Below are 23,738 nucleotides of genomic sequence, written 5' to 3' on the forward strand. Positions count from 1 at the left end.
GTCCGGGCTATTTCCCAATCAGCAGCTATAACTCATTGGTAATCCATCGGATATTACGCAATGACTGCTGCTCGAGAGACCTTCCGTAGTTGGTTCCATCGCCCCTGGTTCCTGGGGCTGATGTCGGCTGTCTTGAGTGCAACGTTATTGATGGCCGGCAGCCTGTTCGTCGCCATTCATCAGGTCGAGCAAAACGAAAGCGAAGAAATGAATGCTCAGGGGGAGCGCTTTCTCGCCCGCCTGGAACAGCTCTTCGGGCAACTGCGTGAAAGCCTGGACGACCTTGAAGCGCAACCGTTGCGTGGTTGCGATGCTGAAATGATCGCGACCTTGCAACAGGTTACGTTCAATTATCGCTTCGTCTACGAAGCAGCCTACATGGATTCCTCGCGAATCTGCTCCAATCGCCCTCGCCAGGAAGGGCTGTCGCTGATTCGACCGCCAGACATCAAAGGCCCGACCTACAGCTATTGGCTCAATACCACCACCGAACCCGATGAAAACCGTGCCGCCCTGATGCTCGGGCGCGGGAATTTCCGGGTCGCGACCTCTCGCGGGCATTTGACCGATATGGTCGACCTGTCGCCGGGCAGCAGCCTGCTGGTAGTCCTGGACCATGGTAAGCGCGCGATTCCGGTGTTGGGTTCTTCGCAGATCTGGCCCCCGGTCGAGGCCTGGCCCCCGAAAAATCGCGATGCGCTGCAGATCACTCAGACACGCCTGATATACCGCATGCCCACCGACAACCCGGAGTATCAATTGGTGTTGATCAGCCTGCGTACGGGCATGCATATCCCTTCGGTCTGGTGGTGGCTACTGCCGGCCAGCGTTGCGCTGGGCATATGCGTCGGGTTCCTGGTGTTTCTGCTGGTGCAACAGCGGCAGTCGCTGGATGCCGAACTGGCCGGGGCGATTCGCCGGGGCGAGTTGCAGGTGCTGTATCAACCGATCTTCGACCTCGATAGCCGCAACTGTGTCGGGGCTGAAGCGCTGCTGCGCTGGCGCAGGCCGGACGGTACCCTGACCAGTCCCGACCTGTTCATTCCGATGGCGGAGGACACCGGGCAGATTCGCCAGATGACGGATTTCGTCTTGCAACGCTTGCTCGAGCAACTTGGCCAGTTGCTGCGTGCCAACCCGCAACTTTACATCTCGGTCAATCTCGCGGCGTGTGATGTGATGGTTCCGCGAATCGGCCAGGTGATGGCGAGGCTGTTGACCCTGCACCGCGTCGCTGCGCGGCAGATTGCCTTCGAGGTCACCGAGCGTGGACTGGTCGATGTGGTGGTGGCCCGGGAAAACCTGCAATCGCTGCGGGATGTCGGGCACCAGGTGTTGATCGATGATTTTGGCACCGGCTACTGCAGCCTCGCCTATTTGCAAACCCTGCCGGTGGACTGCCTGAAAATCGACAAGGCGTTCATTGATGCGTTGGGACATGACGCCGCCAGCAGCGGTGTGGCCCCGCACATCATTCACATGGCCCAGTCACTGCATTTGAAGGTGATTGCCGAGGGCATCGAACATGAGGCCCAGGCCGAGTTCCTGAGCAGTGAAGGCGTGAAGTTCGGCCAGGGTTGGCTGTTCGCCCACGCGCTGAGCGCGGTTCAGTTCATTGAATTGATCACCCGGGGGCGACGTCTGGCGGGCGGCCGGCGCCTGGATGACGAAGCGTGACCGCAATCTAAACCGTCAGCGCCATGTAGAACTGAGTGCCCTGCCCCGGCCGTGAATAGACGCCCATCCGTCCGCCATGCAATTGCACGATTTCCTTGCACAATGCCAGGCCGAGACCGGCTCCGCCTTTCTTGCGTCCGACCTGCACGAACGGCTCGAAAATCCGCCCCTGCTGACCGTAGGCAATGCCTTCGCCGTTGTCCTCGACAATGATGATGACCCGATCGCCGTGGCGCCGGGCATGCAAGCGTATCCGTCCGCCGGGACCGGTGTGACGCAAGGCGTTGTCGAGCAAATTATCGAGTACCCGCTCCAGTTGTGGCTGATCGGCCTGCAAGCGCGGCAAGGGCCCCTGCACTTCCACCAGCAGACTGATTTCCTTCTCTTCGGCCGATGTGGCAAAGCGTGACTGAGCCTGTTCCAGCAGCGCCTCGATGGAACACGGCGCCAGGGTGAGTTTCTGCAATCCGTTCTGGTAACGGGAGAAATTCAGCAGGTCATTGATCAGCTGCATCAGCCTTTGCATCTCTTCATTCACGGTATCGAGCAGGTCGGCTTCCCGGGAGTCCGGGGCAAAGTGCGCGCGCTCGCGGAACAATCCGAAGGCCATGTGCATGCCGGTGACCGGTGTGCGCAATTCATGGGAGGCGCGCAACACAAATTCGCTGCGTACCCGTTCGAAGGCACGCTGCTCCGTGACGTCATGCAGCACCATCACGGCACCGAGAATATGGCCCTGGGTGTGGCTGACCGGGGTCAGGCTATAGGTCAGCAGTCGCGACTCGCCGTCGACCTCGACACTCAAGTCCTCCGGCGCCCTCTCCAGGGTGCCGCCGCGCAGCACCAGTTGCAGTTGCTCATCGAGTTCGGGGCGCTCCAGTGCCGTGCCCAGTCCCTGTCCCAGGCGATCGGAGTCCCAGCCCAACTGGCGCTGGGCCACAGGGTTAAGGTGTTCCAGATGGCCCTGACGGTCGATCATCAGCAGCCCGTCGTCGATGCTGTCGAGCACGGCCTGCAAACGCTGCTGGCCGGCCAGCAACTCATCGACGTTGGTGGCCTGATGTTCACGCAGCGCCTGGGCCATGATCCCGAAACGCCGGGTCAGCTGGTTGAGCTCCACTGCCGAGGAGATCGGCAGGGTCACATCGAAATTGCCCTGGCCGATATTGTCCGCTGCCTTGGCCAAGGCTTCGATGGGCGCCCCGAAACGCCGGGCAATGGCCTGCGCGGTCACGAAGCCGATGATCAGCACCGCCAGCCCCACCAGGGCAAGTAACCCTGCAATCAGCAGTGCCCGCTCCCGGGCCTGGCGCTCGGTATCATTGATGTTATCCAGGGCGCGCTTGTGCTCGGCGATCAGACCATTGCGCAGTGCGTTGAATTTTTCCGTCAGGTTGTCATGGCTGCTGAGCACAGTCGAAGGGTCCGGGGACGCCTCATAAGCTTCGATAAAGCGCTCGTAGTCAGCCTTGGCTTTTCTGAAGCCGTACTCGCTTGCGTTTAGCTCGGGTTCCTGGGCGATGCCCTCCTCCAGCAATTGGAAGTAGTGCTGCTTCGAGGCGGCGAAAGCGGCGGAGTCAGGCTTCTCGCTGAGCATGATGATCAGTTGATCACCCAGGGTCTGGCGCAGCTTGAGTCCCAGGTCCAGGGTGATGAAGTTACTGCGGGTCAGTGCTTCCTGGCTGCCGGCCATCTGCATCACGCTGACCAGCCCGAGCAGGAGACCGAGCAAGGCGACGGTGATCAGTGCGGAGATGCTCAGGAAAAGCCGGGTCCGCAATTTCATCGCCAGTTTCATCGGCTATTGCTCACAAGTTGTACTGCTTGCGTTTGCGGTACAGCGTCGAGGCATCGATGCCCAGGGTTTTTGCCGCTTGATCCAGCGTGTCGGCGGTGGCGAGGACCGCGCCGATGTGGGCCTTTTCCAGCTCATCCAGGCTCAGCGCTGCGCCGATGCGCGGTGCATTGTTGACCGGGGTTTCGGCCATGCCCAGATGACTGATCTCGACCCGTTCCTGCGGACAGATGATGCTCGCGCGCTCTATCACGTTGCGCAGCTCACGGATGTTGCCCGGCCAGCGATAGCCCAGCAGGGCTTCCCGGGCCTCGTCGCTTAGCGCGCGCGCGGGACGGGCATACTCCTTGACGAAACGCGCCAGGAAACGATCGGCCAGGTTCAGGATATCTTCACGGCGTTCGCGTAGCGGTGGCAGGTGCAGGGTAATGACATTCAGGCGATAGAGCAGGTCTTCACGGAAACGCCCATCGCGGACCATGTCCTCGAGGTTGAGGTTGGTGGCTGCAAGGATGCGCACATCGGCACGGCGAGTCACCGGATCACCGACGCGCTCGTACTCTTTGTCCTGAATGAAACGCAGCAACTTCGGCTGCAATGTCAGAGGAAAATCGCCGATTTCGTCGAGAAACAGCGTTCCGCCGTCCGCCTGATTGACTCGGCCCAGGGTGCTTTCGCTGGCGCCGGTGAAGGCGCCACGACTGTGGCCGAAGAGCTCGCTTTCCATAAGCTCGGCGGTCAGCGACGGGCAGTTGATCGTGACACAGGATTTCTTCGCGCGTTTGCTCCAGCCGTGAATGGCTTGGGACAGCTCACCCTTGCCGGTGCCGGATTCACCGAGAATCAGGATATTGGCATCGGTCGTGGCCACCTGACGCGCGGTTTCGAGAACCACTTTCATGGCCGGGCTGTGGGAGTCCAGACCATCCTTGGGCTTGCGCACTTCACCTTCCAGGGCTTCGAGCCGCGCCGACAGCTGCCGCACTTCCAGTTGCTTGGCGGTTGCCAACCGCAATTGATCGGGGCTGCACGGCTTGACCAGATAGTCGGCGGCACCGGCCTGAATCGCATCCACCGCCGTGTCGACGGCTGAGTGCGCAGTGACGATCACCACCCGCATCCAGGGCGCCTGGATACGCATCTGGGCCAGCACATCCAGGCCGTTGTCTTCACCCAGACGCAGATCGAGGAAGCACAGGTCGAAGACCTGGCGTTGCAACAGGGCTTCTGCCTGCGCGGCGCTGGTGGCGGTGGCCACGCTGTAGCCTTCGTCTTCGAGGCAGTAACGGAAAGTACGCAGGATGGCGGACTCATCATCCACCAGCAGAATGCGGCCTTGGTGCTCAGTGGCTGATTCCATTTTCCTACGCTCCTTAATGAATGATCTTGATTTAGTCCCGGAGAAATCGGGCAAGTTGCATGATTGATTCTGAGCCATTCCTGTCATGGCAGGGTAGCTTTCATCCGATGTATCGGTTAGCCAGCTGATGTCGCGGCTCTTTTATATAGATGACCGGTTTCCGACAGTGGCCAGCGTGTATTTCTGACAGCTGCGTCCTCCTCTCAATTCAAAAAATTTACACCCTCCTTCAAACGAATCGTGCAATACGCACGACCGTACAAGTGGCATCGTGCAGGATGCGTACGATGTGATTTCTTTGATGGTCATAAAGTATTGATATTAAAAGAAATTAATTCATTTCAATGCTGGCATGCGGGCTGCAATTGTCTAGTTGACCAGGGCATTCAAAAACAGACGCCCGCTATCGAATACCGACCCGAGTGGTAGGAGCTCCAGGATGAATCGTCAACGTGCCGCCCACCTGCAACTCTCGCCTGTGCATATTCAGCAAGGACTGTTTGCTGTTCTGGCGCTGTTGCTCACCCTTATCGGCGGCCAACAGTTTCTGCGCTGGGAGCAGAGTCAGCAGCCGCAAGCGCCACAACTGTCAATTGAGCATCCGACCCAAACCCATTTCAGTGCTGTTGGCAGTCTTCAGGCCGATAGCCCCCCGATGCGCATGATGGACGTCGACCAGGCCGGGCCTGCAGGTGAGATACGTCATCAGGAGCGCTGGGTGTTCTAGGTAAAAAATTTCCGCCGCAGCGATGTGCCGGGAAACGCAACACCTCTAAATAGAAGCGTAAGGAGAATCACCATGTTGAGCTGGGCAATCACATTCCTGATCATTGCCATCATCGCCGCAGTACTGGGCTTCGGTGGTATCGCGGGCACCGCCACGGGTATCGCCAAGATTCTGTTTGTCGTGTTCCTGGTGATGTTCATTGCTTCCTTCTTCTTTGGCCGTCGCGGTCGAGGCTGACATGAAAGGTTTGTTCAATACGCTGGCAGCCGCCCTGCTATCAGGGCGGTAGTGCCCATGGCATGCGGGCTGAGGCTTCTGCGGCATGCCTGAGAGGCCCTCATGCAGGGCTTGTCGGTAGAACAGAATTTGTACTCGAAGGAGGTCACAGCGCCTCTTTCTATCTGCGTCACCTGAGGAAGGCTGGCGCATGACCAAGGGGTCGGGATGTTCTGCCTGCTTCAGGGGCGGAGTGACCTACGGGTACAGGGAGTGCCTGCGTAAGGGCCGGGTCAGGAAAAGCCGCTGCGCAAGTTCGCCGGACCACCATGGCTCGACGAGCTTGCGCAGGGCTGGATCAAGCAACATATTGAAATAGAGCGCTCGTCTCGATTTCATCACTGTTATCGCGTCCTTGTCCCTGTTACGTCGGAAATTACTTTTCCCGGTGTTTCACAGGCGACCGTATATCGAGAAAAATCCCTTTTTTTTGGTCGCGTTTTTTCGCTTTGTCCTACGGGATTTTGTTGAAAAATCAACGCTCGGCCACTGCTCAAAAAACATTCAATCTGCTCTGTGATGACCGGTTCACGGCACTTATGCCTGCCGAAATGTCGCAATCGAACCGATTGCGACGCCGCATTCAGCAAAAAAACCTCATGCCGATTCGGCATAGGGTAGGCGTTTACGGCATTAGACGGCGCTTCCTTGCATCGGAATAGTTGCGCCTTTTTTCGCCTGCCAGAGAGCCGCAAACACGCGTTCCGGGGCACCTTATACGGGGGGTAGATGCACTAGACTTTTTCGCCATGAGCGTTCCAGTTCGCGCATCTCCCTGAGTCAAACGCAAGTAAGGGTAAAGATATGAAGAAGGCAAAGCTTAGCCTCGCCTGGCAGATCCTCATCGGTCTGGTATTGGGGATAGCAATCGGTGCGCTGCTCAACCATTTCAGTGCCGAAAAAGCCTGGTGGATCAGCAACGTCCTGCAACCAGCAGGCGATATCTTTATCCGTCTGATCAAGATGATCGTGATCCCGATCGTCATCTCCTCTTTGATCGTCGGCATTGCCGGCGTCGGTGACGCCAAGAAGCTGGGGCGCATCGGCTTCAAGACCATCGTCTACTTCGAAATCGTCACTACCATCGCCATCGTGGTCGGTCTGCTGCTGGCCAACCTGTTCCATCCGGGTGCCGGCATCGATATGAGCACCCTGGGCACCGTGGACATTTCCAAGTACCAGGCGACTGCCGCCGAGGTCCAGCATGAACACGCGTTCATCGAAACCATCCTCAACCTGATCCCGTCGAACATCTTCGCGGCCATGGTTCGCGGCGAAATGCTGCCGATCATCTTCTTCTCCGTATTGTTTGGTCTCGGGCTGTCGAGCTTGCAGGCGGACCTGCGCGAGCCGCTGGTGAAGATGTTCCAGGGCGTGTCGGAAAGCATGTTCAAGGTCACTCACATGATCATGAACTACGCCCCGATCGGCGTGTTCGCACTGATCGCGGTGACTGTGGCCAACTTCGGCTTCGCGTCGTTGATACCGCTGGCCAAGCTGGTGATCCTGGTTTACGTCGCCATCGCCTTCTTCGCGTTCGTGATCCTGGGCCTGATCGCTCGCCTGTTCGGCTTCTCGGTGATCAAGCTGATGCGCATCTTCAAGGATGAGCTGGTACTGGCCTACTCCACCGCCAGCTCCGAAACCGTGCTGCCGCGCGTGATCGAGAAGATGGAAGCCTACGGCGCACCGAAAGCCATTTGCAGCTTCGTGGTACCGACCGGTTACTCGTTCAACCTCGACGGCTCGACCCTGTACCAAAGCATTGCGGCGATCTTCATTGCCCAGCTCTATGGCATCGACCTGTCGATCAGCCAGCAACTGCTGCTGGTCCTGACGTTGATGGTCACCTCCAAAGGCATCGCCGGCGTACCGGGCGTGTCCTTCGTGGTCCTGCTGGCTACCCTCGGCAGCGTCGGTATTCCACTGGAAGGCCTGGCGTTCATCGCCGGTGTCGACCGCGTCATGGACATGGCCCGTACCGCACTGAACGTGATCGGCAACGCCCTGGCTGTTCTGGTTATCGCTCGTTGGGAAGGCATGTACGACGACGCCAAGGGCCAGCGTTACTGGAACTCCCTGCCGCACTGGCGCAGCAAGGAAAAACTGCCGGCGGGTGAAACCTCCAGCAACTGATACAAAACCTGTGGGAGCGAGCTTGCTCGCGATGACCGACTAAAGCCGACATTGATGTCGACTGATACACCGCTATCGCGAGCAATCGAGCGTCGACCGGCTGCTCCCACAGTGATCTACGAAAGCCGCACCAGACCAACCCCGGAGAAATCCGGGGTTTGTCGTTTCTGGTCACCCCGCTATCATTCGCGGATATTTTGGGGGATTTGACTGATGCTCAATGGCCTGTGGCTTGGCTTCTTCATCGTGGCAGCCGTTTCGGCGCTGGCGCAGTGGCTGATTGGTGGAAACGCCGGGATATTCGCGGCGATGGTGGAGAGCATTTTTGCCATGGCCAAGCTGTCGGTCGAGGTCATGGTGCTGCTGTTCGGCACCCTCACCCTCTGGCTGGGTTTTCTGCGCATTGCCGAGAAGGCCGGCATCGTCGAATGGTTGGCCAGGGCCTTGGGACCATTGTTTTTGCGCCTGATGCCTGAAGTCCCGCCTGGTCATCCGGCCATCGGCCTGATCACCCTGAACTTCGCCGCCAACGGCCTCGGTCTGGACAACGCCGCCACGCCTATCGGCCTGAAGGCCATGAAAGCGCTGCAAGAACTCAACCCCAGCGCTACCGTCGCCAGCAACGCACAAATCCTGTTCCTGGTGCTCAACGCCTCTTCGCTGACCCTGCTGCCGGTGACCATCTTCATGTATCGCGCCCAGCAAGGCGCGCCTGACCCGACGCTGGTGTTCCTGCCAATCCTGCTGGCGACCAGTTGCTCGACCATTGTCGGCTTCCTGTCGGTGGCGTTCATGCAGCGCCTGCGCGTCTGGGACCCGGTGGTGTTGGCCTACCTGATCCCCGGCGCCCTCGCCCTCGGTGGTTTCATGGCGTTGCTGGCGACCCTTTCGGCGACCGCGCTGGCCGGCCTGTCATCGATCCTCGGCAACCTGACGCTGTTTGGCCTGATCATGCTGTTTTTACTGATCGGCGCGCTGCGCCAAGTGAAGGTGTACGAGGCCTTCGTTGAAGGTGCCAAAGAGGGTTTCGACGTCGCCAAGAACTTGCTGCCCTATCTGGTGGCGATGCTCTGCGCGGTGGGTGTCCTGCGGGCCTCCGGAGCGCTGGACTTCGGCCTGGACGGGATTCGTCATCTGGTGGAGTGGGCCGGTTGGGACACGCGCTTCGTCGATGCGCTGCCGACGGCGATGGTCAAACCTTTCTCGGGTAGCGCCGCCCGGGCGATGCTGATTGAAACCATGAAGACTTCGGGCGTGGACAGCTTCCCGGCGCTGGTGGCGGCGACAATCCAGGGCAGTACCGAGACCACGTTCTATGTCCTGGCGGTGTACTTCGGTGCCGTGGGCATTCAGCGTGCGCGCCATGCAGTTGGCTGCGCATTGCTGGCGGAACTTGCCGGGGTGCTGGGTGCAATCGGCGTTTGCTACTGGTTCTTTGGTTGATCGGCGCCTTCAGCCAGCGTCTTAAGCGCGGCCTTGCGCTCATCCGTCGGCAAGCCGCCGAGCTTTTCCGCGGCGGCATAGAACCTGGGCCAATCGCCATCCACCTGATGGAACAGCGCGTCAAATGCCGGTACCCACTGGTCGTACAAGCCAAACGGCAATAGCCGGGCATTGTTCATGGGGGCATGAATCCAGGCGTCGTAGCGTTTGTCTCCAGCCCACTGACTGTCGCGCAGTTGCCGGTATTCGCTGCGCAAGCGCTCGAACTCGGCCGCCTTGCGCTGGCGCATCTGTTTGGTTGGCAATGGCAAGGCGTAGAGCTTTTCCAGCCTGGCGCGGGTTTCCAGCACCAATTCAGTGAACTGGTCGCGCTGACGCGCCTGCGCATTGTTGTCCGGTGGCAGGTGGCGATAGGCCCGCCATTGGCGAGTACCTTCCTGCTCAACGAAGGTGGCAAAGGATTCGTTGAACTCGGTGTCGTCCTTCACATAGACGCGCTGATGGGCCAGTTCGTGAAAGATCAGCGTGGCCAGTCGCTCATCCCCCCAGCCCATCATCGAACTGATGATCGGATCGTTGAACCAGCCGAGTGTCGAATAGGCCTCGACACCGCCAATCGACACGTCCATGCCCTGCAAGCGTTGCAAGGCTGCTTCGCCGCGAGCTGCGCTCTGGCTGTAGTACCCGCGATAGGCCACGCAGCCGGCGATCGGAAAACAGTGGTTTACAGGCTTGAGGGAAAATTCCGGCGTGACGAAGACATTCCAGACGACGAAGGGGCGGCCAATGTCCGCGTACAAGCGGTAACTCTGGTTGTCCGGCAGGTGCAATTGCCGGCTGGCGAACGTTCGGGCCTTTTGTGATTGCTCCAGGTGTATACGCAGTTTTTGGTCGCGCGCCGGGTCGGCAATCACGCTGGAAACCGGCTCCCTGGCCCGCAGCAACTGCATTTGGCCGCTGGCCAGTTGGCTGTAATAGCTGATGCTGGTGCAACCGTTGAGCAACAAAAACAACACGCCCGGAAACAAAACGCGAAAAACGCGATCAAGTAACCCAAGGCTAGGAAGCGGCCTGAACACAATAATTCTTCCTTGGAGAGTCTTCCCGCAAGACTATCCCGCCTCACTGGAGCTCCGCTATGCGCACGATGATACTGACAGGAAGTCTGCTGTTGCTGGCCGGCTGTGCCGGATTCGGAATACCCCGCCATGATCCTGCACAAGCCTGGATCGACCTGGACTCGAAGCAAGAAGATACGGCGTTGCAGGCATTGGAGGTCGATGCCAAGGCCACCGACGATAAACGCTACTTCGAGGTTCAGCCCGGTAGCCATGAATTGACAGTCCGTTACCAGTTTCCGGTGCAGCCCACCAACATCGGCCCCGACGCCGAGCCGTTGTGGCGCGATTGTCAGTTGAACGTGAAATTCAAGGATTTCAACGCCGGCGAACGTTATCAACTGCAAGCGGGGAACATCGGTTTTCGGCCGTGGGCCAAGCTCTATGATCAACAGCGAAAAGTGATCGGCCATGGCACTCCTGCGGGCTGCCAACGAACCTGATCGGCGTTATGCTGGATGCATATCCCCAGGGACATCCATCATGCGCAGGTTGATGCTGTTACTCGCCGTCGGAGTCGTCGCGGGCTGTCAAAGCCCGATGCCGACACCTGATCCAAAAATGGCCTGGGTTGATTTTTCGACGCCCTTCCCTAACGACAAGTTGTTGATGGCTGAACGCCTGGACAAACAACGATTGCGCGATGGGCGTTATTTCGAAGTGACGCCCGGCAGCCACGAACTGATCGTGCGTTTCGACTTTGAAGTCCCCGGCGGCGGTGGCTTGAGTACGATGAGCGGGCCCTCTGAGCGGCTGTGCTACCTGACCATCCGTTATGATCATTTCGAAGCCGGTCAGCGTTACGTGCTCGAAGGTCGGTCCATTGCGTTTACCCCCGGCGCCCGCCTGTACAACGCCAAGCGCGAGATCGTCGCTGAAGACCGGGAAGCCAACTGCCTGATGTGAAATGTCAGCGGTCGTTCTTCTGGTAGATGATTTTTCTGGTGCCGTTTTCGCACGAGCCCACGACCATGTTCTGGTCGTGCACTTCGTCGTTAGTGACGATTTCAAGCGTGTAGGAAGTGACGCCACGGGCCTGGATCTTGGCTTCGATCTCGGCCTTGAGCTCTTCGCAGGGTTTCGGTGCTGCGAAGGCCGACGTGGCCAGTACGCAACAGATAACCGCCAGGGCAAAACGTTTCATGGTTGAAGCTCCTTTGAGGCAGCACGCCTGTTCACAGGTTTTCGCTGCTGTCATTTATTCGACCATATTATTAGCGGGCAAATCTGTCACCACACAAAAAAGATCGCAGCCTTGGGCACCTCTTGCCGAATGATCCCGGCAAGTTGCGCAAGGCTACGATCTTTTCTTTGCAAAAATGAAGATCTAGCTGACCAATGTTGCCTCCAGGCTGATCTTGGCATTCAGCACTTTGGACACCGGGCAGCCCTCTTTGGCCTTGTTGCTCAGTTCTTCGAACTGCGCCTGGCTTGCCCCGGGGATTTTCGCCTGCAGAATCAATTTCACTGCGGTGATCGCAAAACCGCCGTCCACTTGATCCAGAGTGACTTCCGCCTGGGTATCGATGCTATCGGCCTTCAGGCCGGCGTCACCGAGAATCATGGAGAACGCCATGGAAAAACAGCCGGCGTGGGCAGCGCCGATCAACTCTTCCGGGTTGGTGCCCCGGCCGCCTTCGAAGCGCGCCTTGAAGCCGTAGGGGGCTTCCCGAAGCACGCCGGTTTCTGTGGAAATCGAGCCGATGCCGGTTTTCAGATCACCTTCCCAATGAGCCGATGCTTTCTTGACGATAGCCATGCCTGCCTCCTAAAGGTCGGCGCGAAAGGTCGCGCCTGTGGGGTTTTCGGTTGTCAGGGTTGTGAGGATAGACGAAGGGGCAAAGTTCACTTCGTCCGATCAATCTGCTTTTTTCGCGGGATTTTTTACCGGGCTATTGAAACTCGGGTATATGCCCACATTGCATGAACACGCTTTTGGATTCGGCAGGTTTACGTTCGCAAGAACAAACCTGCGCCCTCAATTGGAGAAGCAGGTTTATGAAACGACTGTCCGATATCAAGTTCTCGACCCTCGATCTGGTGCCGGTGCGCGAGAACGGCAGCGCGGCCCAGTCGCTGCGCAACTCGCTGGACCTGGCGCAGCACGTCGAGAAGTTCGGTTACAACCGCTTCTGGGTGGCTGAGCACCACAACATGGACGGCATCGCCAGTTCCGCGACCTCGGTACTGCTCGGTTATCTGGCCGGTGGCACGTCGACCATTCGAGTCGGTTCGGGCGGTGTGATGTTGCCCAACCACGCCCCCTTGGTGATTGCCGAGCAGTTCGGCACCCTGGAAAGCCTGTATCCAGGCCGGATTGATCTGGGCCTGGGGCGCGCGCCCGGTTCCGACCAGATGACTGCACGTGCGTTGCGCCGAGAGCGCTCCGGCAGTGCCGACGACTTCCCGGAAGATGTGGCGGAGCTGGTGCGCTACCTCGGGCCACGTACCCCGGATCAACGGATCATCGCCATGCCGGGAACCGGGACCAATGTGCCGGTCTGGTTGTTGGGGTCGAGCCTGTTCAGTGCACAGCTGGCCGGTGAACGCGGTTTGCCCTACGCCTTCGCTTCGCATTTCGCGCCGCGCTACATGCATGAAGCGATTCGGGTCTACCGCAATCACTTCAAGCCCTCAGCCGTTTTGGACAAACCCTACGTAATGCTCGGCGTGCCATTGGTGGCAGCCGATACCGACGAGCAGGCCGATTACCTGGCGACTTCGGTGTTCCAGCGGATTCTCGCCCTGATGCGCGGCCAAAGCCTGGTACAGCGTCCGCCGGTGAAGACCATGGACGGCCTGTGGCTGCCCCATGAGAAAGAGGCTGTGCACGATTTTCTTGGACTGGCCATGATTGGCAGCCCACAGAAAATCCGCGCCAAGCTCGAGGTCCTGATCGAACAGACCCAGGCTGACGAGCTGATTTTCACCTGTGACCTGTACGAACACTCGGATCGCGTGCATTCCTACGAGCTGCTCGCGCAGGTCATGCGCGGCTGATGCTCAAACGGCAGGCATGAAAAAGCCGGCGCCAGGGCGTCGGCTTTTTCAATCAGGCGAGGATCAGCCTACTTTTTGTAGACGATCACTTTGGCGCCCTTTTCGCATTGACCAACGACTTTTCCGCCAGATGCACTACCTTTATCGACAATCTCCAGCGAATAACCGGAAACGCCCTTGGCATCAAGTTTCGCTGCGATTTCGGCTTTCAGCTCTTCGCATGGCTTGCCACCATCTGCCAATACGGTCCCCGCAAGGCTCAACAAACCTACCGCCAACATAAACTTCTTCATCGGTTGCATTCCCTGGTCGGATCATAGGGGTAACCAGCCGTCAGCCGGACGCACTCATTCAGCGCTTTGCCATTCCCTATGGCATTCGTCCGGCGTGCAAGTTCAGAAGACTAGCCCAAAGTCAGCTGCTGGCAATCCGGAATCCGACTTTCAGGGTCACCTGAAAGTGCGCAGCCTTGCCGTCCCTGATGTGCCCACGGGTCTCGGTTACTTCAAACCATTCCATGTACTTGATGCTTTTGCTGGCTTCGGTCAGAGCATTGTTGATCGCATCTTCGATACTGCTGGTGGACGAGCCGACCAGCTCGACTTTCTTGTAGGTGTGATGGTCAGACATGGCGTTCTCCTTGGCGTGTGAATTACAGCCTAGCAGTGATTTTTCCTATTTCTTCTGTTGGCCGTTCTGAGAGTGAAGTTCAGATTTTCTGCACTTTCTCGAACCTCTGAAGTCCCAACCAACACACGCCACTCATCACCAATGCAGGAGAGCCACCATGGCCAACACCTCGTTACGCAAAGCCTCATTGCAAAGCATGGAAGCCGAGATCGAGAGTCTGCTCAAGTCTTTGGAAAACCTGAAGGACGACGCCTCGGACGAGTCGCGTAAAACCCTCAAGACCCTGAAAGGCAACGCCGAGAATGCCTTGAAGCACTCGCGTCATCTGCTTGCCGACGCCTATGAAGAGGTCAAGGTCAAAACCCGCGAAACCGGGATTGCCACCCGGGACTACGCCCAAGAGCACCCCTGGACGACAGCCGGTGTCGCCGTGGGCGCATTGGGCCTGCTGGCCGCTTATCTGTTGTGCAAGCGTGATTAATCCGCCCGGCGCAGTTCGCTTTTCAGCCACTGCGCCAGTTGCCGGGCGCGCCCGTCCGCGGCGCGCTTGGGTAGCCACAACGCCAGTTGTGCCGGGGTTTCACTGAAACCCCAGGGCGCAACCAGGCGGCCGGCCTTCAAGTCTTCCACCACCAGGGGTTCGGGGGCAATCGCCACGCCCAGACCCGCGACGGCGGCTTCCAGCAAGTAGTACAAATGCTCAAATCCCTGGCCGTGCTTCAACGCCCTGGCGTCGAGGCCGCATTGTTGCGCCCAGTTTGGCCAGGCTTGCGGGCGTGAGGTGGTGTGCAGCAAGGGTTCGTTTAGCAGTGCGCTTTCCGGCGCTTGCTTGAGCCGCTCATAGCCGGCGAACCGAGGGCTCATTACCGGACCGATACGTTCGCTGGCCAGCTCGAAAACCTGCATGTCCGCCGGCCAGGGTGGCTCGGCAAAGACCAGCAAGGCATCCAGTCCCGGTCTTCGCGGATCGAGATCGCCTTCTCCGGCCGACAGGTGCAGGCGCAGGTCCGGCAGGTCGGCATTGAGTCTCCCCAGTCGCGGAATAAACCAGCGTGCCAACAGGCTTCCTGAGCAACCGAGCACGAACGGAGCGTCGACCGTGCTTTGTGTGAGTTCGGCGCAGACGCTGCGCAGGCGCTCGAAGGCTTCGCTGCTGGCGTCACGCAGGCGTAGGCCGGCATCTGTGAGTTTCAGGCCGCGACCGTCCTTGATGAACAGGCTGACGCCGAGGTGTTCTTCAAGCACCTTGAGCTGCCGGCTGACCGCACCATGGGTGACATGCAGCTGTTCGGCCGCCTGACTGACGCTGTTCAAGCGGGCAGTGGCTTCGAAGGCGCGAAGCGCATTCAGCGGAGGAAGGTCATGGCTCATGGAATCTGTGAGTTTTCCTGACAGGTTGTGGCGATCTTATCGGTTTTCAGGCCGGGGCGTCAGGGGTAGAGTGAAGCCCACTATCTCTTTACGCATCACTTCACGCATTCAACTGGAGCGCCAAATGACCCAGACTAATCTGCGCAACGGCCCTGATGCCAACGGCCTGTTTGGCGCGTTCGGTGGCCGCTACGTTGCCGAAACCCTGATGCCGTTGATCCTCGACCTGGCCCGTGAATATGAATTGGCCAAGGAAGATCCTGCATTCAAGGAAGAACTGGCCTACTTCCAGCGCGACTACGTCGGACGTCCAAGCCCGTTGTACTTCGCCGAGCGTCTGACCGAGTTCTGTGGCGGCGCAAAGATCTATCTCAAGCGCGAAGAGCTGAACCACACCGGTGCGCACAAGATCAATAACTGCATCGGCCAGATCCTGCTGGCGCGACGCATGGGCAAGAAACGCATCATCGCCGAGACCGGCGCCGGCATGCACGGCGTGGCCACTGCCACCGTGGCTGCACGTTTCGGCCTGGATTGCGTGATCTACATGGGCACCACTGACATCGAACGCCAGCAGGCCAACGTTTTCCGCATGAAGCTGCTGGGCGCCGAGGTTATCCCGGTGGTCGCCGGCACAGGCACGCTGAAGGATGCAATGAACGAAGCCCTGCGTGACTGGGTGACCAACGTCGACAGCACCTTCTACCTGATCGGCACCGTGGCCGGACCGCACCCTTACCCGGCAATGGTCCGCGACTTCCAGGCCGTGATCGGCAAGGAAACCCGCGAGCAGTTGCAAGCCCAGGAAGGTCGCCTGCCGGACAGCCTGGTGGCGTGCATTGGCGGTGGCTCCAACGCCATGGGCCTGTTCCATCCGTTCCTCGACGACAAGAGTGTCGAGATCATCGGCGTTGAAGCGGCCGGTTACGGCATCGAGACCGGCAAGCATGCGGCCAGCCTGAATGGTGGCGTTCCAGGCGTGCTGCACGGCAACCGCACTTTCCTGCTGCAGGACGGCGATGGCCAGATCATCGATGCCCACTCGATCTCCGCCGGCCTCGACTACCCGGGCATCGGTCCGGAACACGCCTGGTTGCACGACATCGGCCGCGTTCAGTACACCTCGGTGACTGACGACGAAGCCCTCGCCGCGTTCCACCAGTGCTGCCGCCTGGAAGGGATCATCCCGGCCCTGGAAAGCGCCCATGCCCTGGCTGAAGTATTCAAGCGCGCACCGAGCCTGCCAAAGGATCACCTGATGGTGGTCAACCTGTCCGGCCGTGGCGACAAAGACATGCAGACCGTGATGCACCACATGGAACAATCAACGCAGGAGAAACACTGATGAGCCGCCTGCAAACGCGTTTTGCCGAACTCAAGGAACAGAACCGTGCCGCCCTGGTGACCTTCGTTACCGCTGGCGATCCGGGCTATGACACCTCCCTGGCAATCCTCAAGGGCTTGCCGGCGGCTGGCGCCGATGTGATCGAGCTGGGCATGCCCTTCACCGACCCGATGGCTGACGGCCCGGCCATCCAGCTCGCCAACATCCGTGCGTTGGGTGCCAAACAGAATCTGGCGAAAACCCTGCAAATGGTTCGCGAGTTCCGCCAGGACAACAACGAAACGCCGCTGGTGCTGATGGGTTACTTCAACCCGATCCACATGTACGGCGTACCGCGCTTCATTGCCGAAGCCAAAGAGGCCGGCGTTGACGGCCTGATCGTGGTCGACCTGCCGCCGGAGCACAACGGCGAGCTGTGCGACCCGGCCCAGGCTGCGGGCCTGGACTTCATTCGCCTGACCACGCCAACCACTGACGATGTGCGCCTGCCGACTGTTCTCAACGGCAGCTCCGGTTTCGTCTACTACGTGTCGGTGGCCGGTGTGACCGGCGCAGGTGCCGCCACGCTGGAACACGTCGAAGAAGCGGTCGCCCGTCTGCGCCGCCATACTGACCTGCCGATCAGCATCGGTTTCGGTATCCGGACTCCGGAACAGGCAGCGTCCATTGCACGCCTGGCTGATGGCGTGGTGGTGGGCTCGGCGTTGATCGATCACATCGCCAATGCCACGTCCCCGGAACAAGCCGTGGATGGCGTGCTGAGCCTGTGCTCGGCATTGGCCGAAGGCGTGCGTAAGGCCCGCGTCAGCTGAAGGCACCGTTCCTGATTCAGGGACTGAACAGCAAAACGCTGTAAACCTTGTGGGAGCGAGCTTGCTCGCGATAGCGGCGTGTCAGCCAACATCAATGCTGGATGTGCAGCCCTCATCGTCGGATCGCCGCCCGGAGCAAGCTCGCTCCTACAAGGTTGCGGGTCAAGGCAACTCTATGCCGCCTGCTGCCTTGTGCAGTTTGCGCAAATGCTCGCCAATCTGCTTCACGTTGGCTTCGTTGGCGGCCATTTCGGCGGCACGACCCGGTTCGAGCAACGCTCTCACTTCCTTGTCCAGGTCCCCGGACAGCGCCAGAAGCTGCTTCTGGCGCTGGCTGCTTTCCGATTCCAGGTGCTCCCACTCGCTCGGCTGTGGCAAGCCATATCCGTTGGTGCCCAGCAGTTCCGCCGGACGGCTGAGGAAGCCACTGTTGGCGAGAATGTCCTTGAGCGTCTGGTTGGCCTTGTCCATGCCGCCATTCTGCAGTTCCCGGGCGCCCAGATAGCGCTGCTTCACTTCATCCTGAGCCAGCAGCATCTGCTGACGGAAACTGGCCTGTTCCAGCAGGAGCAACGCCGCGCTGGTGCGCAGGTCCGCCTGCTCGAACCATTGCCGACGATCCGCGGCTTTCAAGTCCAGCCAGTCTTCGACGGTTTCCTGTTTGATCGGCAAGTGCTTTTTCAGGATTTCGAACATCGCCTGATAGCGTTCGCGGAAGGAATCGAAACGATAACCCAGGCGCAAGGCTTCCCGCGGATCGTCCAGCACACTGGTGTCCGCCAGCCCTCGACCTTTGAGCACTTCCAGCAAACCGTTGGGCATGATGTTGTCGAGCCCTACCAATTTCGGGTTGTTGGTGCCGCCGCGCAGCAATTTCAGTTCTTCCACCGCACAGTTGTTCGACAGGAAGAAGTAGTTGCCGTCGTAGCTCCAGTGCATCTCGGCGGCACGCTCCACCACGTCTTCAACCTCTGTGCGCGACAGGTTCAGGGGCACGGAGGCCAGGCTGCGCAGTTCGGTCTTGGTATATTCGTCGATGACCTGGGACAGCGGCAGGATAAACAGCCGCGACGGGTATTTACCGACCAGGCCATCCCAGCTCGACAACTGTACGTCGCCGACGAAGGCGCGATACGACAGCACCAGGTGCTGGTCCAGGTCCAGTCGGCAATCCGGACCACGGGGGCGGCCCGGCGCGCAGATCACCAGACGCAGCATGCTGTGGCCCCAGCGGCTGAACAGGTTCTGGTTAGCCTCGGCCAGCAGATAGTCAACGGCATAGACCCGCTCCGGATCGACCTGCCCCAGCGGTGTCTTGGCGAAATCGTTGCCGGCATTGAGGAACGCGACGGTTTTGCTGCAGGTGTCACTGGCGGCGGGCGCCCAGCCGAAATGCTCTTTGTAGTAGCGATACAGTGCGGGACGGCGGCAGGCGTAGCTCGGGTCAAGGAGGAAATACTCCATGTTGACCGCGACGAATTCCTTGGGACTGCTGGTCTCGTAGATATCCGGACTGCGGGCAATCTGGCGATTGTGCTGTTCGCGTTCACCCCGACGGCCTACGTATTGCTGCCAGCCGGCCAGGTCGAGCAGGCGCGGATCGTCGCTGAGGGTAAAGCGCCGATCGGACTGGCCCCGACATTGGTCGGGTATGCCGACCAGCCCTGAGCTGTTGTTGCGCCGGGTGCAGCGCTGAATCAACTTGCGCTCGTCATCCGGCCACAGGCGCGAACGGTCGTAGATGTGAGTCAGCTCGTGCAACACAGTGGCCAGCATTTCCCGACGCACGGTGCCATGGGGGCGATGGGTTTTTTTGCTCGCGGCGCTGCCATCGGTGAGACCGGCCAATAGATTGCGGTTCAGATCGAGCTCGGACACCAGCGATGCCTGGCCGTAGGCATTGCGCGGCATGTCATCGGTCCAGCCGACGACGATACGCCGGTCCAGTTGCTCGATGAAACGTGGCGGCAGCGCCTGCATGGCTTCATCAAGCAACGCCTGGCTGGCTTGCTGTTGCGCGGGCGTCAGGCCTTCGGTCTTGAGTTGCAACTGAAGGCCTGCGTGGGCCGTGTTGCCGAACAGCAACAGGGCCCCGGTCAGCAGCCAGGCACGTGGACACCTCACAGTGCGAGGATGGCTTCGGCGAGATCCTGATCGCTGGCGTCGCGCGCTTCCGGCACGCGGGTACGCAGCAAGTTGAAAGCGGACTCCAGGTGAGCGCCGCGAATGTCGCCATTGCTGGCGACGAAACTGGCGGCGTCGTCCTGGGCTTCGCGCACGATTTTCGAATCGCGAATGGACGTGGTGGTGTCGGAGGTGAAATCGAGAGTGCGCTGGGTAGCACGGATCAGGATGTTACTGGTGGCAACCAGAGTATGTGCCTGGGCCACATCGGCCAACAGCAGCAGGCCGAGGATGGCAGCAATCAGCGGGTTACGCATGGATCGAACTCCAGAAAACGGGGATAACTATTGGACGAGAATTGCTTGCGCCAGTTCAAGGTCGCTGGCATGAAGTTTTGCCTGGGTCTGGCGCAGATACCGAAGGGCCGACTCCAGTCGTGCGCCTCTCATCAGACCGTCACTGGCAATGAATGCCGCGGCGTCGTCGTGGGCGGCGAGCAGTAGTTTATGGTCGAAGGGGGCGGAGGTCACGAGGCTTGTGGCGTAACCACTGGCAACAGTGCCCTGTGTGGACAGGTTAAAGGCGTCATAAGCGTGGGCTGATGCGCAGTAACCCAGAGTAAGAAAAACTGGAGCGATCAAGGGAATGGAAAGAAAACGCATGAGACTCGACAGTTGAAAGTGAGTCCCAAGGCTAGCGCAAGGGCCGGTCTAGAGCCAGTGCCGAAACATTGGGACACGCCAGGCGTGCCCCATGTCTGTACTGCCGTTTAGATGGTCAGGATCGCCTGAGCCAGTTGTGCGTCTGTTGCGCTCAGTTGCGGCGCCTTATGGCGAATGTGATCGAGGGCGCTTTCCAGCTTCACACCGCGGATGGAGCCTTCGCTGGCGACGAAGCTGGCGGCGTCGTCACGGGCGGCGAGGACGATCTTGTCATCCTTGAACGACGACGAAACGATGTTGGTGGTCGCATCGGATGTGGCCTTGAGCGCGTTGACCACAGCATCCGTGGTCACGATGAAGCTGGAGGCTTGGGCACCGGCAGCCACGGCAAACAGGGCCGCGGCGCTAAGCAGGCGAAGACGGGACATGGGGTAACTCCTTTTGGTAGACCATTTGAAATATGGCGCAGTGTCTGCAAAGTCAGACGCCAGGCACTCGGCGTTCGCCACGTTCTGAAGTGATATTAGGCCTGTCTGTGTCGGTTCGCACAGTCCTGACTCTTCACGCAGGCAGTCAGCGCCAGAACGGTTTATCCAATTCATTGCTGCGGTCGGCGTGGCTGATACCCAGATCCGCTAGCTGGCGATCATCGAGTTGAGCCAGCAAACGTCGCGTTCTCGCCCTTTCCAGGCCGGCGCAGAGCCCCTTCAGCATCCCTCGAAGCCCCTGCTGGTACGGTCTCGATTGAGCCGAGGGAATGGAAAAATCCTGTAGGTTCTTCATGGCACGGTCCCTGTCCTGATTAAGTGGAGAGCTCCATGCTGACACCCGTCGAATATCTATGACAGACACACGCTGGCGATATTGTACTCATGCAGTTTGTTATTTTTGCAAACTGTACTGGTTGTCAGGTTTGTCTTCTGTAAGACCGGATTTGCCAGGCCAAAACGACAAAACCCGTCGTGGTTGTCCACGACGGGTTCTGTTTTTTCAATTCGGGTTGCTGGCGGTGGACCTTAAGGTCAGAGCCAGCGACGCTAACTTAGCGCCAGAACGGCTTGCTCAGCTCTTCGTAGCGTTGTGCTTCGCTAATCCCGGCGTCAGCCAGCAGACGCGAATCCAGGCGAGCCAGTTGATGGCGGCTGGTAATGCGGCGCTGCCACAACATCAGGTTGGCGATAACGCGCAGAGGCAGGGAAGCCTGGGTTTTTGCAGCAGTGTCTTCGAAGAACAGATCGGAACTGAGTGTACGTTCCATGGTGGTCATCCTTCCGCTTGTGGCGGGATTAGGTAGTGGTTTAACTGGTGCCCATGATCCTCTTGTTTGCCTAGTCTCTGTAGATACAGTTCATCTGTATTGTGAGAGCTCAGTTAACTGTTTATAGGGGGTGTACTGGTCGAAATTGAGGCAACTGTACCTGTCTGCACTGTTTGAGTGCAAAACTGCAGTTTTTGCTCGAGGAAGTAGGAATTTTCCGTAGGAAATGACCAGTACAGCAGTACAGTTTTTTTCATATTGCGAGGGTGGCAAGCGCAAGCTGGCGAAACTGTGTTTGCACCAGCTGCTATCTGTAGCAATTACTTCTTCAGCATGTACCCGGTTTCTTCCAGGTTTATGTGCCAGCTGAGTGCGTCACGCAGGATATGCGGGGTGTGTCCGCCGATGGCGCACGCTGCAGTGAAGTAATCATTCAGCGCCTGGCGGTAATCCGGGTGCACGCACTTGTCGATGATGATCCGGGCACGCTCCCGGGGCGCCAGGCCTCGCAAGTCTGCCAGGCCCACTTCGGTCACGAGGATGTCGACATCATGTTCGGTGTGGTCGACATGGCTGACCATCGGCACCACGCTGGAGATCGCACCGCCCTTGGCGATCGACTTGGTCACGAACACGGACAGGTGCGCGTTGCGCGCGAAGTCGCCCGAGCCACCGATGCCGTTCATCATCCGGGTGCCGCAGACGTGAGTGGAGTTGACGTTGCCGTAGATGTCGAACTCCAGCGCCGTGTTGATGCCGATGATGCCGAGGCGGCGCACGACTTCCGGGTGGTTGGAGATTTCCTGCGGGCGCAGGACCAGCTTGTCCTTGTAACGCTCCAGGTTGCCGAACACATCGGCGTTGCGCCGGCTCGACAGGGTGATCGAGCTGCCCGAAGCAAAGCTCAGCTTACCGGCGTCGATCAGGTCGAAAGTCGAGTCCTGCAGCACCTCGGAATACATCGTCAGGTCTTCGAACGGCGAGTCGATCAGGCCACACATCACCGAGTTGGCGATGGTACCAATACCGGCTTGTAGCGGACCGAGCTTGTTGGTCATGCGTCCGGCGGCCACTTCCTGTTTGAAGAAGTCGATCAGGTGGTCGGCAATAGCTTGGGTCTCGGCGTCTGGCGCCAGCACCGTGGAGGGTGAGTCAGCCTGATTGGTGACCACGATGGCGACGATTTTTTCCGCTGGAATCGGGATGGCGGTGCTGCCAATGCGGTCGTCGACACTGACCAATGGAATCGGGGTGCGGGTCGGGCGATAGGTCGGGATATAGATGTCGTGCAGGCCTTCGAGGTTCGGGTTGTGTGCCATGTTGATCTCGACGATCACGTGCTTGGCGAAAATCGCGAAGCTGGCCGAGTTGCCTACCGAAGTGGTTGGCACGATATGCCCTTGCTCGGTGATCGCAACGGCTTCAATCACGGCAATGTCCGGCAGTTTCAATTGCTGGTTGCGCAACTGCTCCACGGTTTCCGACAAGTGCTGGTCGATGAACATGACTTCGCCGGCGTTGATCGCCTTGCGCAGGGTGCTGTCGACCTGAAACGGCATGCGCCGCGACAGCACGCCAGCTTCGGTCAACTGCTTGTCGAGGTCGTTGCCCAGGCTTGCGCCGGTCATCAGGCTGATCTTCAACGGCGTGACCTTGGCGCGCTCGGCCAGCGCCTGGGGGACGGCCTTGGCTTCGCCGGCGCGAGTGAAACCACTCATGCCGACGGTCATGCCGTCCTCAATCAGGGCGGCAGCGTCGGCAGCGCTCATCACTTTGTCCAACAACGAAGGCAGGCGAATACGGTCACGGTACATGGATTATTATCTCGGGCAACAGGTAGCAGGACGTGCAGTCTAGTGAATTGCGCCGACTTCTGTCCCGCTACCAAGGTCGCAATCGAGGCGTCTATTCCGGGCCTTTCAAGCAAAACACCGTTACCGGATCGGTAACAAAAGAATAGTTTGTCCGACGATTTGCGCAAACAAAAACGCCCCGACGAGTCGG

General features: G+C 59.2%; 26 protein-coding genes. 11 read left to right on the forward strand and 15 right to left on the reverse strand.

Annotated features, from left to right (window positions below; all coding sequences use genetic code 11):
- The first annotated feature begins 60 nt into the window (after window positions 1–60).
- Window positions 61–1,677, forward strand: a complete 1,617-nt coding sequence (locus Q8X48_RS11915) for an EAL domain-containing protein (protein WP_126048488.1) — start codon at window positions 61–63, stop codon at window positions 1,675–1,677.
- A gap of 7 nt (window positions 1,678–1,684) precedes the next feature.
- Here the strand turns inward: Q8X48_RS11915 and Q8X48_RS11920 are convergent, their stop codons facing one another.
- Complete coding sequence (locus Q8X48_RS11920; protein ID WP_407800689.1) at window positions 1,685–3,475, reverse strand: ATP-binding protein; 1,791 nt, start codon at window positions 3,473–3,475, stop codon at window positions 1,685–1,687.
- Between the two features lie 10 nt (window positions 3,476–3,485).
- Complete coding sequence (gene algB / locus Q8X48_RS11925; protein ID WP_007969783.1) at window positions 3,486–4,832, reverse strand: sigma-54-dependent response regulator transcription factor AlgB; 1,347 nt, start codon at window positions 4,830–4,832, stop codon at window positions 3,486–3,488.
- A gap of 439 nt (window positions 4,833–5,271) precedes the next feature.
- On the opposite strand from algB, the gene Q8X48_RS11930 reads away from it, so the two are divergent.
- From Q8X48_RS11930 to Q8X48_RS11945, 4 genes are all read left to right on the forward strand, one after another.
- A complete protein-coding gene (locus Q8X48_RS11930; protein ID WP_095967843.1) occupies window positions 5,272–5,559 on the forward strand; it encodes a hypothetical protein in 288 nt (95 codons plus the stop codon).
- Between the two features lie 72 nt (window positions 5,560–5,631).
- Window positions 5,632–5,796: a DUF1328 domain-containing protein gene (locus Q8X48_RS11935; RefSeq protein WP_003177151.1), complete on the forward strand. Its 165-nt coding sequence runs from the start codon at window positions 5,632–5,634 to the stop codon at window positions 5,794–5,796.
- A gap of 843 nt (window positions 5,797–6,639) precedes the next feature.
- Window positions 6,640–7,971 carry a glutamate/aspartate:proton symporter GltP gene (gene gltP, locus Q8X48_RS11940; RefSeq protein ID WP_015092920.1) on the forward strand — a complete coding sequence of 444 codons (1,332 nt, stop codon included), beginning with the start codon at window positions 6,640–6,642 and terminating at the stop codon, window positions 7,969–7,971.
- 213 nt (window positions 7,972–8,184) lie between these two features.
- A complete protein-coding gene (locus Q8X48_RS11945; protein ID WP_015092921.1) occupies window positions 8,185–9,414 on the forward strand; it encodes a nucleoside recognition domain-containing protein in 1,230 nt (409 codons plus the stop codon).
- Here Q8X48_RS11945 and Q8X48_RS11950 read toward each other — a convergent pair.
- The gene (locus Q8X48_RS11950) at window positions 9,396–10,493 is read right to left on the reverse strand and encodes an aminopeptidase (RefSeq protein ID WP_407800688.1); all 1,098 of its coding nucleotides are present in this window, start codon (window positions 10,491–10,493) and stop codon (window positions 9,396–9,398) included. The genes Q8X48_RS11945 and Q8X48_RS11950 overlap by 19 nt on opposite strands.
- A gap of 59 nt (window positions 10,494–10,552) precedes the next feature.
- Between Q8X48_RS11950 and Q8X48_RS11955 the strand changes: the two genes are divergently transcribed.
- Both Q8X48_RS11955 and Q8X48_RS11960 read left to right on the forward strand, forming a co-directional pair.
- The gene (locus Q8X48_RS11955; protein WP_218503732.1) at window positions 10,553–10,975 is read left to right on the forward strand and encodes a PA0061/PA0062 family lipoprotein; all 423 of its coding nucleotides are present in this window, start codon (window positions 10,553–10,555) and stop codon (window positions 10,973–10,975) included.
- Between the two features lie 40 nt (window positions 10,976–11,015).
- Complete coding sequence (locus Q8X48_RS11960) at window positions 11,016–11,438, forward strand: PA0061/PA0062 family lipoprotein (RefSeq protein WP_015092924.1); 423 nt, start codon at window positions 11,016–11,018, stop codon at window positions 11,436–11,438.
- A gap of 4 nt (window positions 11,439–11,442) precedes the next feature.
- Here the strand turns inward: Q8X48_RS11960 and Q8X48_RS11965 are convergent, their stop codons facing one another.
- Complete coding sequence (locus Q8X48_RS11965) at window positions 11,443–11,676, reverse strand: DUF1161 domain-containing protein (RefSeq protein WP_407800687.1); 234 nt, start codon at window positions 11,674–11,676, stop codon at window positions 11,443–11,445.
- A 183-nt stretch (window positions 11,677–11,859) separates the two neighbouring features.
- Entirely contained in the window at window positions 11,860–12,291 is a 432-nt protein-coding gene (locus tag Q8X48_RS11970) for an OsmC family protein (protein ID WP_116579880.1), read from the reverse strand.
- A gap of 239 nt (window positions 12,292–12,530) precedes the next feature.
- On the opposite strand from Q8X48_RS11970, the gene Q8X48_RS11975 reads away from it, so the two are divergent.
- Window positions 12,531–13,532, forward strand: coding sequence for an LLM class flavin-dependent oxidoreductase (locus Q8X48_RS11975; protein ID WP_008002158.1), 1,002 nt, complete (start codon window positions 12,531–12,533; stop codon window positions 13,530–13,532).
- Between the two features lie 68 nt (window positions 13,533–13,600).
- Here the strand turns inward: Q8X48_RS11975 and Q8X48_RS11980 are convergent, their stop codons facing one another.
- Both Q8X48_RS11980 and Q8X48_RS11985 read right to left on the reverse strand, forming a co-directional pair.
- Window positions 13,601–13,825 carry a DUF1161 domain-containing protein gene (locus Q8X48_RS11980; RefSeq protein WP_015092928.1) on the reverse strand — a complete coding sequence of 75 codons (225 nt, stop codon included), beginning with the start codon at window positions 13,823–13,825 and terminating at the stop codon, window positions 13,601–13,603.
- 121 nt (window positions 13,826–13,946) lie between these two features.
- The gene (locus tag Q8X48_RS11985) at window positions 13,947–14,162 is read right to left on the reverse strand and encodes a dodecin (RefSeq protein ID WP_015092929.1); all 216 of its coding nucleotides are present in this window, start codon (window positions 14,160–14,162) and stop codon (window positions 13,947–13,949) included.
- 157 nt (window positions 14,163–14,319) lie between these two features.
- Between Q8X48_RS11985 and Q8X48_RS11990 the strand changes: the two genes are divergently transcribed.
- Complete coding sequence (locus Q8X48_RS11990) at window positions 14,320–14,643, forward strand: DUF883 family protein (protein ID WP_095967836.1); 324 nt, start codon at window positions 14,320–14,322, stop codon at window positions 14,641–14,643.
- On the opposite strand, the gene Q8X48_RS11995 is transcribed toward Q8X48_RS11990, so the two are convergent.
- The gene (locus Q8X48_RS11995) at window positions 14,640–15,533 is read right to left on the reverse strand and encodes a LysR family transcriptional regulator (RefSeq protein WP_407800686.1); all 894 of its coding nucleotides are present in this window, start codon (window positions 15,531–15,533) and stop codon (window positions 14,640–14,642) included. The genes Q8X48_RS11990 and Q8X48_RS11995 overlap by 4 nt on opposite strands.
- Window positions 15,534–15,657: 124 nt before the next feature.
- On the opposite strand from Q8X48_RS11995, the gene trpB reads away from it, so the two are divergent.
- Both trpB and trpA read left to right on the forward strand, forming a co-directional pair.
- Window positions 15,658–16,878 carry a tryptophan synthase subunit beta gene (gene trpB / locus Q8X48_RS12000; protein WP_407800685.1) on the forward strand — a complete coding sequence of 407 codons (1,221 nt, stop codon included), beginning with the start codon at window positions 15,658–15,660 and terminating at the stop codon, window positions 16,876–16,878.
- Window positions 16,878–17,690: a tryptophan synthase subunit alpha gene (trpA, locus tag Q8X48_RS12005; protein ID WP_015092933.1), complete on the forward strand. Its 813-nt coding sequence runs from the start codon at window positions 16,878–16,880 to the stop codon at window positions 17,688–17,690. Before trpB ends, trpA begins: the two co-directional genes overlap by 1 nt.
- A 162-nt stretch (window positions 17,691–17,852) precedes the next feature.
- Here the strand turns inward: trpA and Q8X48_RS12010 are convergent, their stop codons facing one another.
- From Q8X48_RS12010 to Q8X48_RS12040, 7 genes are all read right to left on the reverse strand, one after another.
- Complete coding sequence (locus tag Q8X48_RS12010) at window positions 17,853–19,814, reverse strand: DUF7844 domain-containing protein (protein WP_407800684.1); 1,962 nt, start codon at window positions 19,812–19,814, stop codon at window positions 17,853–17,855.
- Window positions 19,811–20,131 (reverse strand): DUF2388 domain-containing protein, encoded by a 321-nt coding sequence (locus Q8X48_RS12015; protein WP_008045884.1) that lies wholly within the window; start codon window positions 20,129–20,131, stop codon window positions 19,811–19,813. The genes Q8X48_RS12010 and Q8X48_RS12015 overlap by 4 nt, the downstream gene beginning before the upstream one ends.
- A gap of 27 nt (window positions 20,132–20,158) precedes the next feature.
- Entirely contained in the window at window positions 20,159–20,476 is a 318-nt protein-coding gene (locus tag Q8X48_RS12020; protein WP_015092935.1) for a DUF2388 domain-containing protein, read from the reverse strand.
- A 107-nt stretch (window positions 20,477–20,583) separates the two neighbouring features.
- The gene (locus tag Q8X48_RS12025) at window positions 20,584–20,904 is read right to left on the reverse strand and encodes a DUF2388 domain-containing protein (protein ID WP_015092936.1); all 321 of its coding nucleotides are present in this window, start codon (window positions 20,902–20,904) and stop codon (window positions 20,584–20,586) included.
- A gap of 145 nt (window positions 20,905–21,049) precedes the next feature.
- The gene (locus Q8X48_RS12030; protein ID WP_015092937.1) at window positions 21,050–21,259 is read right to left on the reverse strand and encodes a DUF1127 domain-containing protein; all 210 of its coding nucleotides are present in this window, start codon (window positions 21,257–21,259) and stop codon (window positions 21,050–21,052) included.
- Between the two features lie 259 nt (window positions 21,260–21,518).
- Window positions 21,519–21,734 carry a DUF1127 domain-containing protein gene (locus Q8X48_RS12035; protein ID WP_007969750.1) on the reverse strand — a complete coding sequence of 72 codons (216 nt, stop codon included), beginning with the start codon at window positions 21,732–21,734 and terminating at the stop codon, window positions 21,519–21,521.
- A 320-nt stretch (window positions 21,735–22,054) separates the two neighbouring features.
- Window positions 22,055–23,548: an acetyl-CoA hydrolase/transferase family protein gene (locus Q8X48_RS12040; protein WP_407800683.1), complete on the reverse strand. Its 1,494-nt coding sequence runs from the start codon at window positions 23,546–23,548 to the stop codon at window positions 22,055–22,057.
- Window positions 23,549–23,738: the final 190 nt, after the last annotated feature.

It is taken from the genome of Pseudomonas sp. QLc11A, assembly GCF_052112305.1.
GTDB lineage: Bacteria > Pseudomonadota > Gammaproteobacteria > Pseudomonadales > Pseudomonadaceae > Aquipseudomonas > Aquipseudomonas laurylsulfatiphila.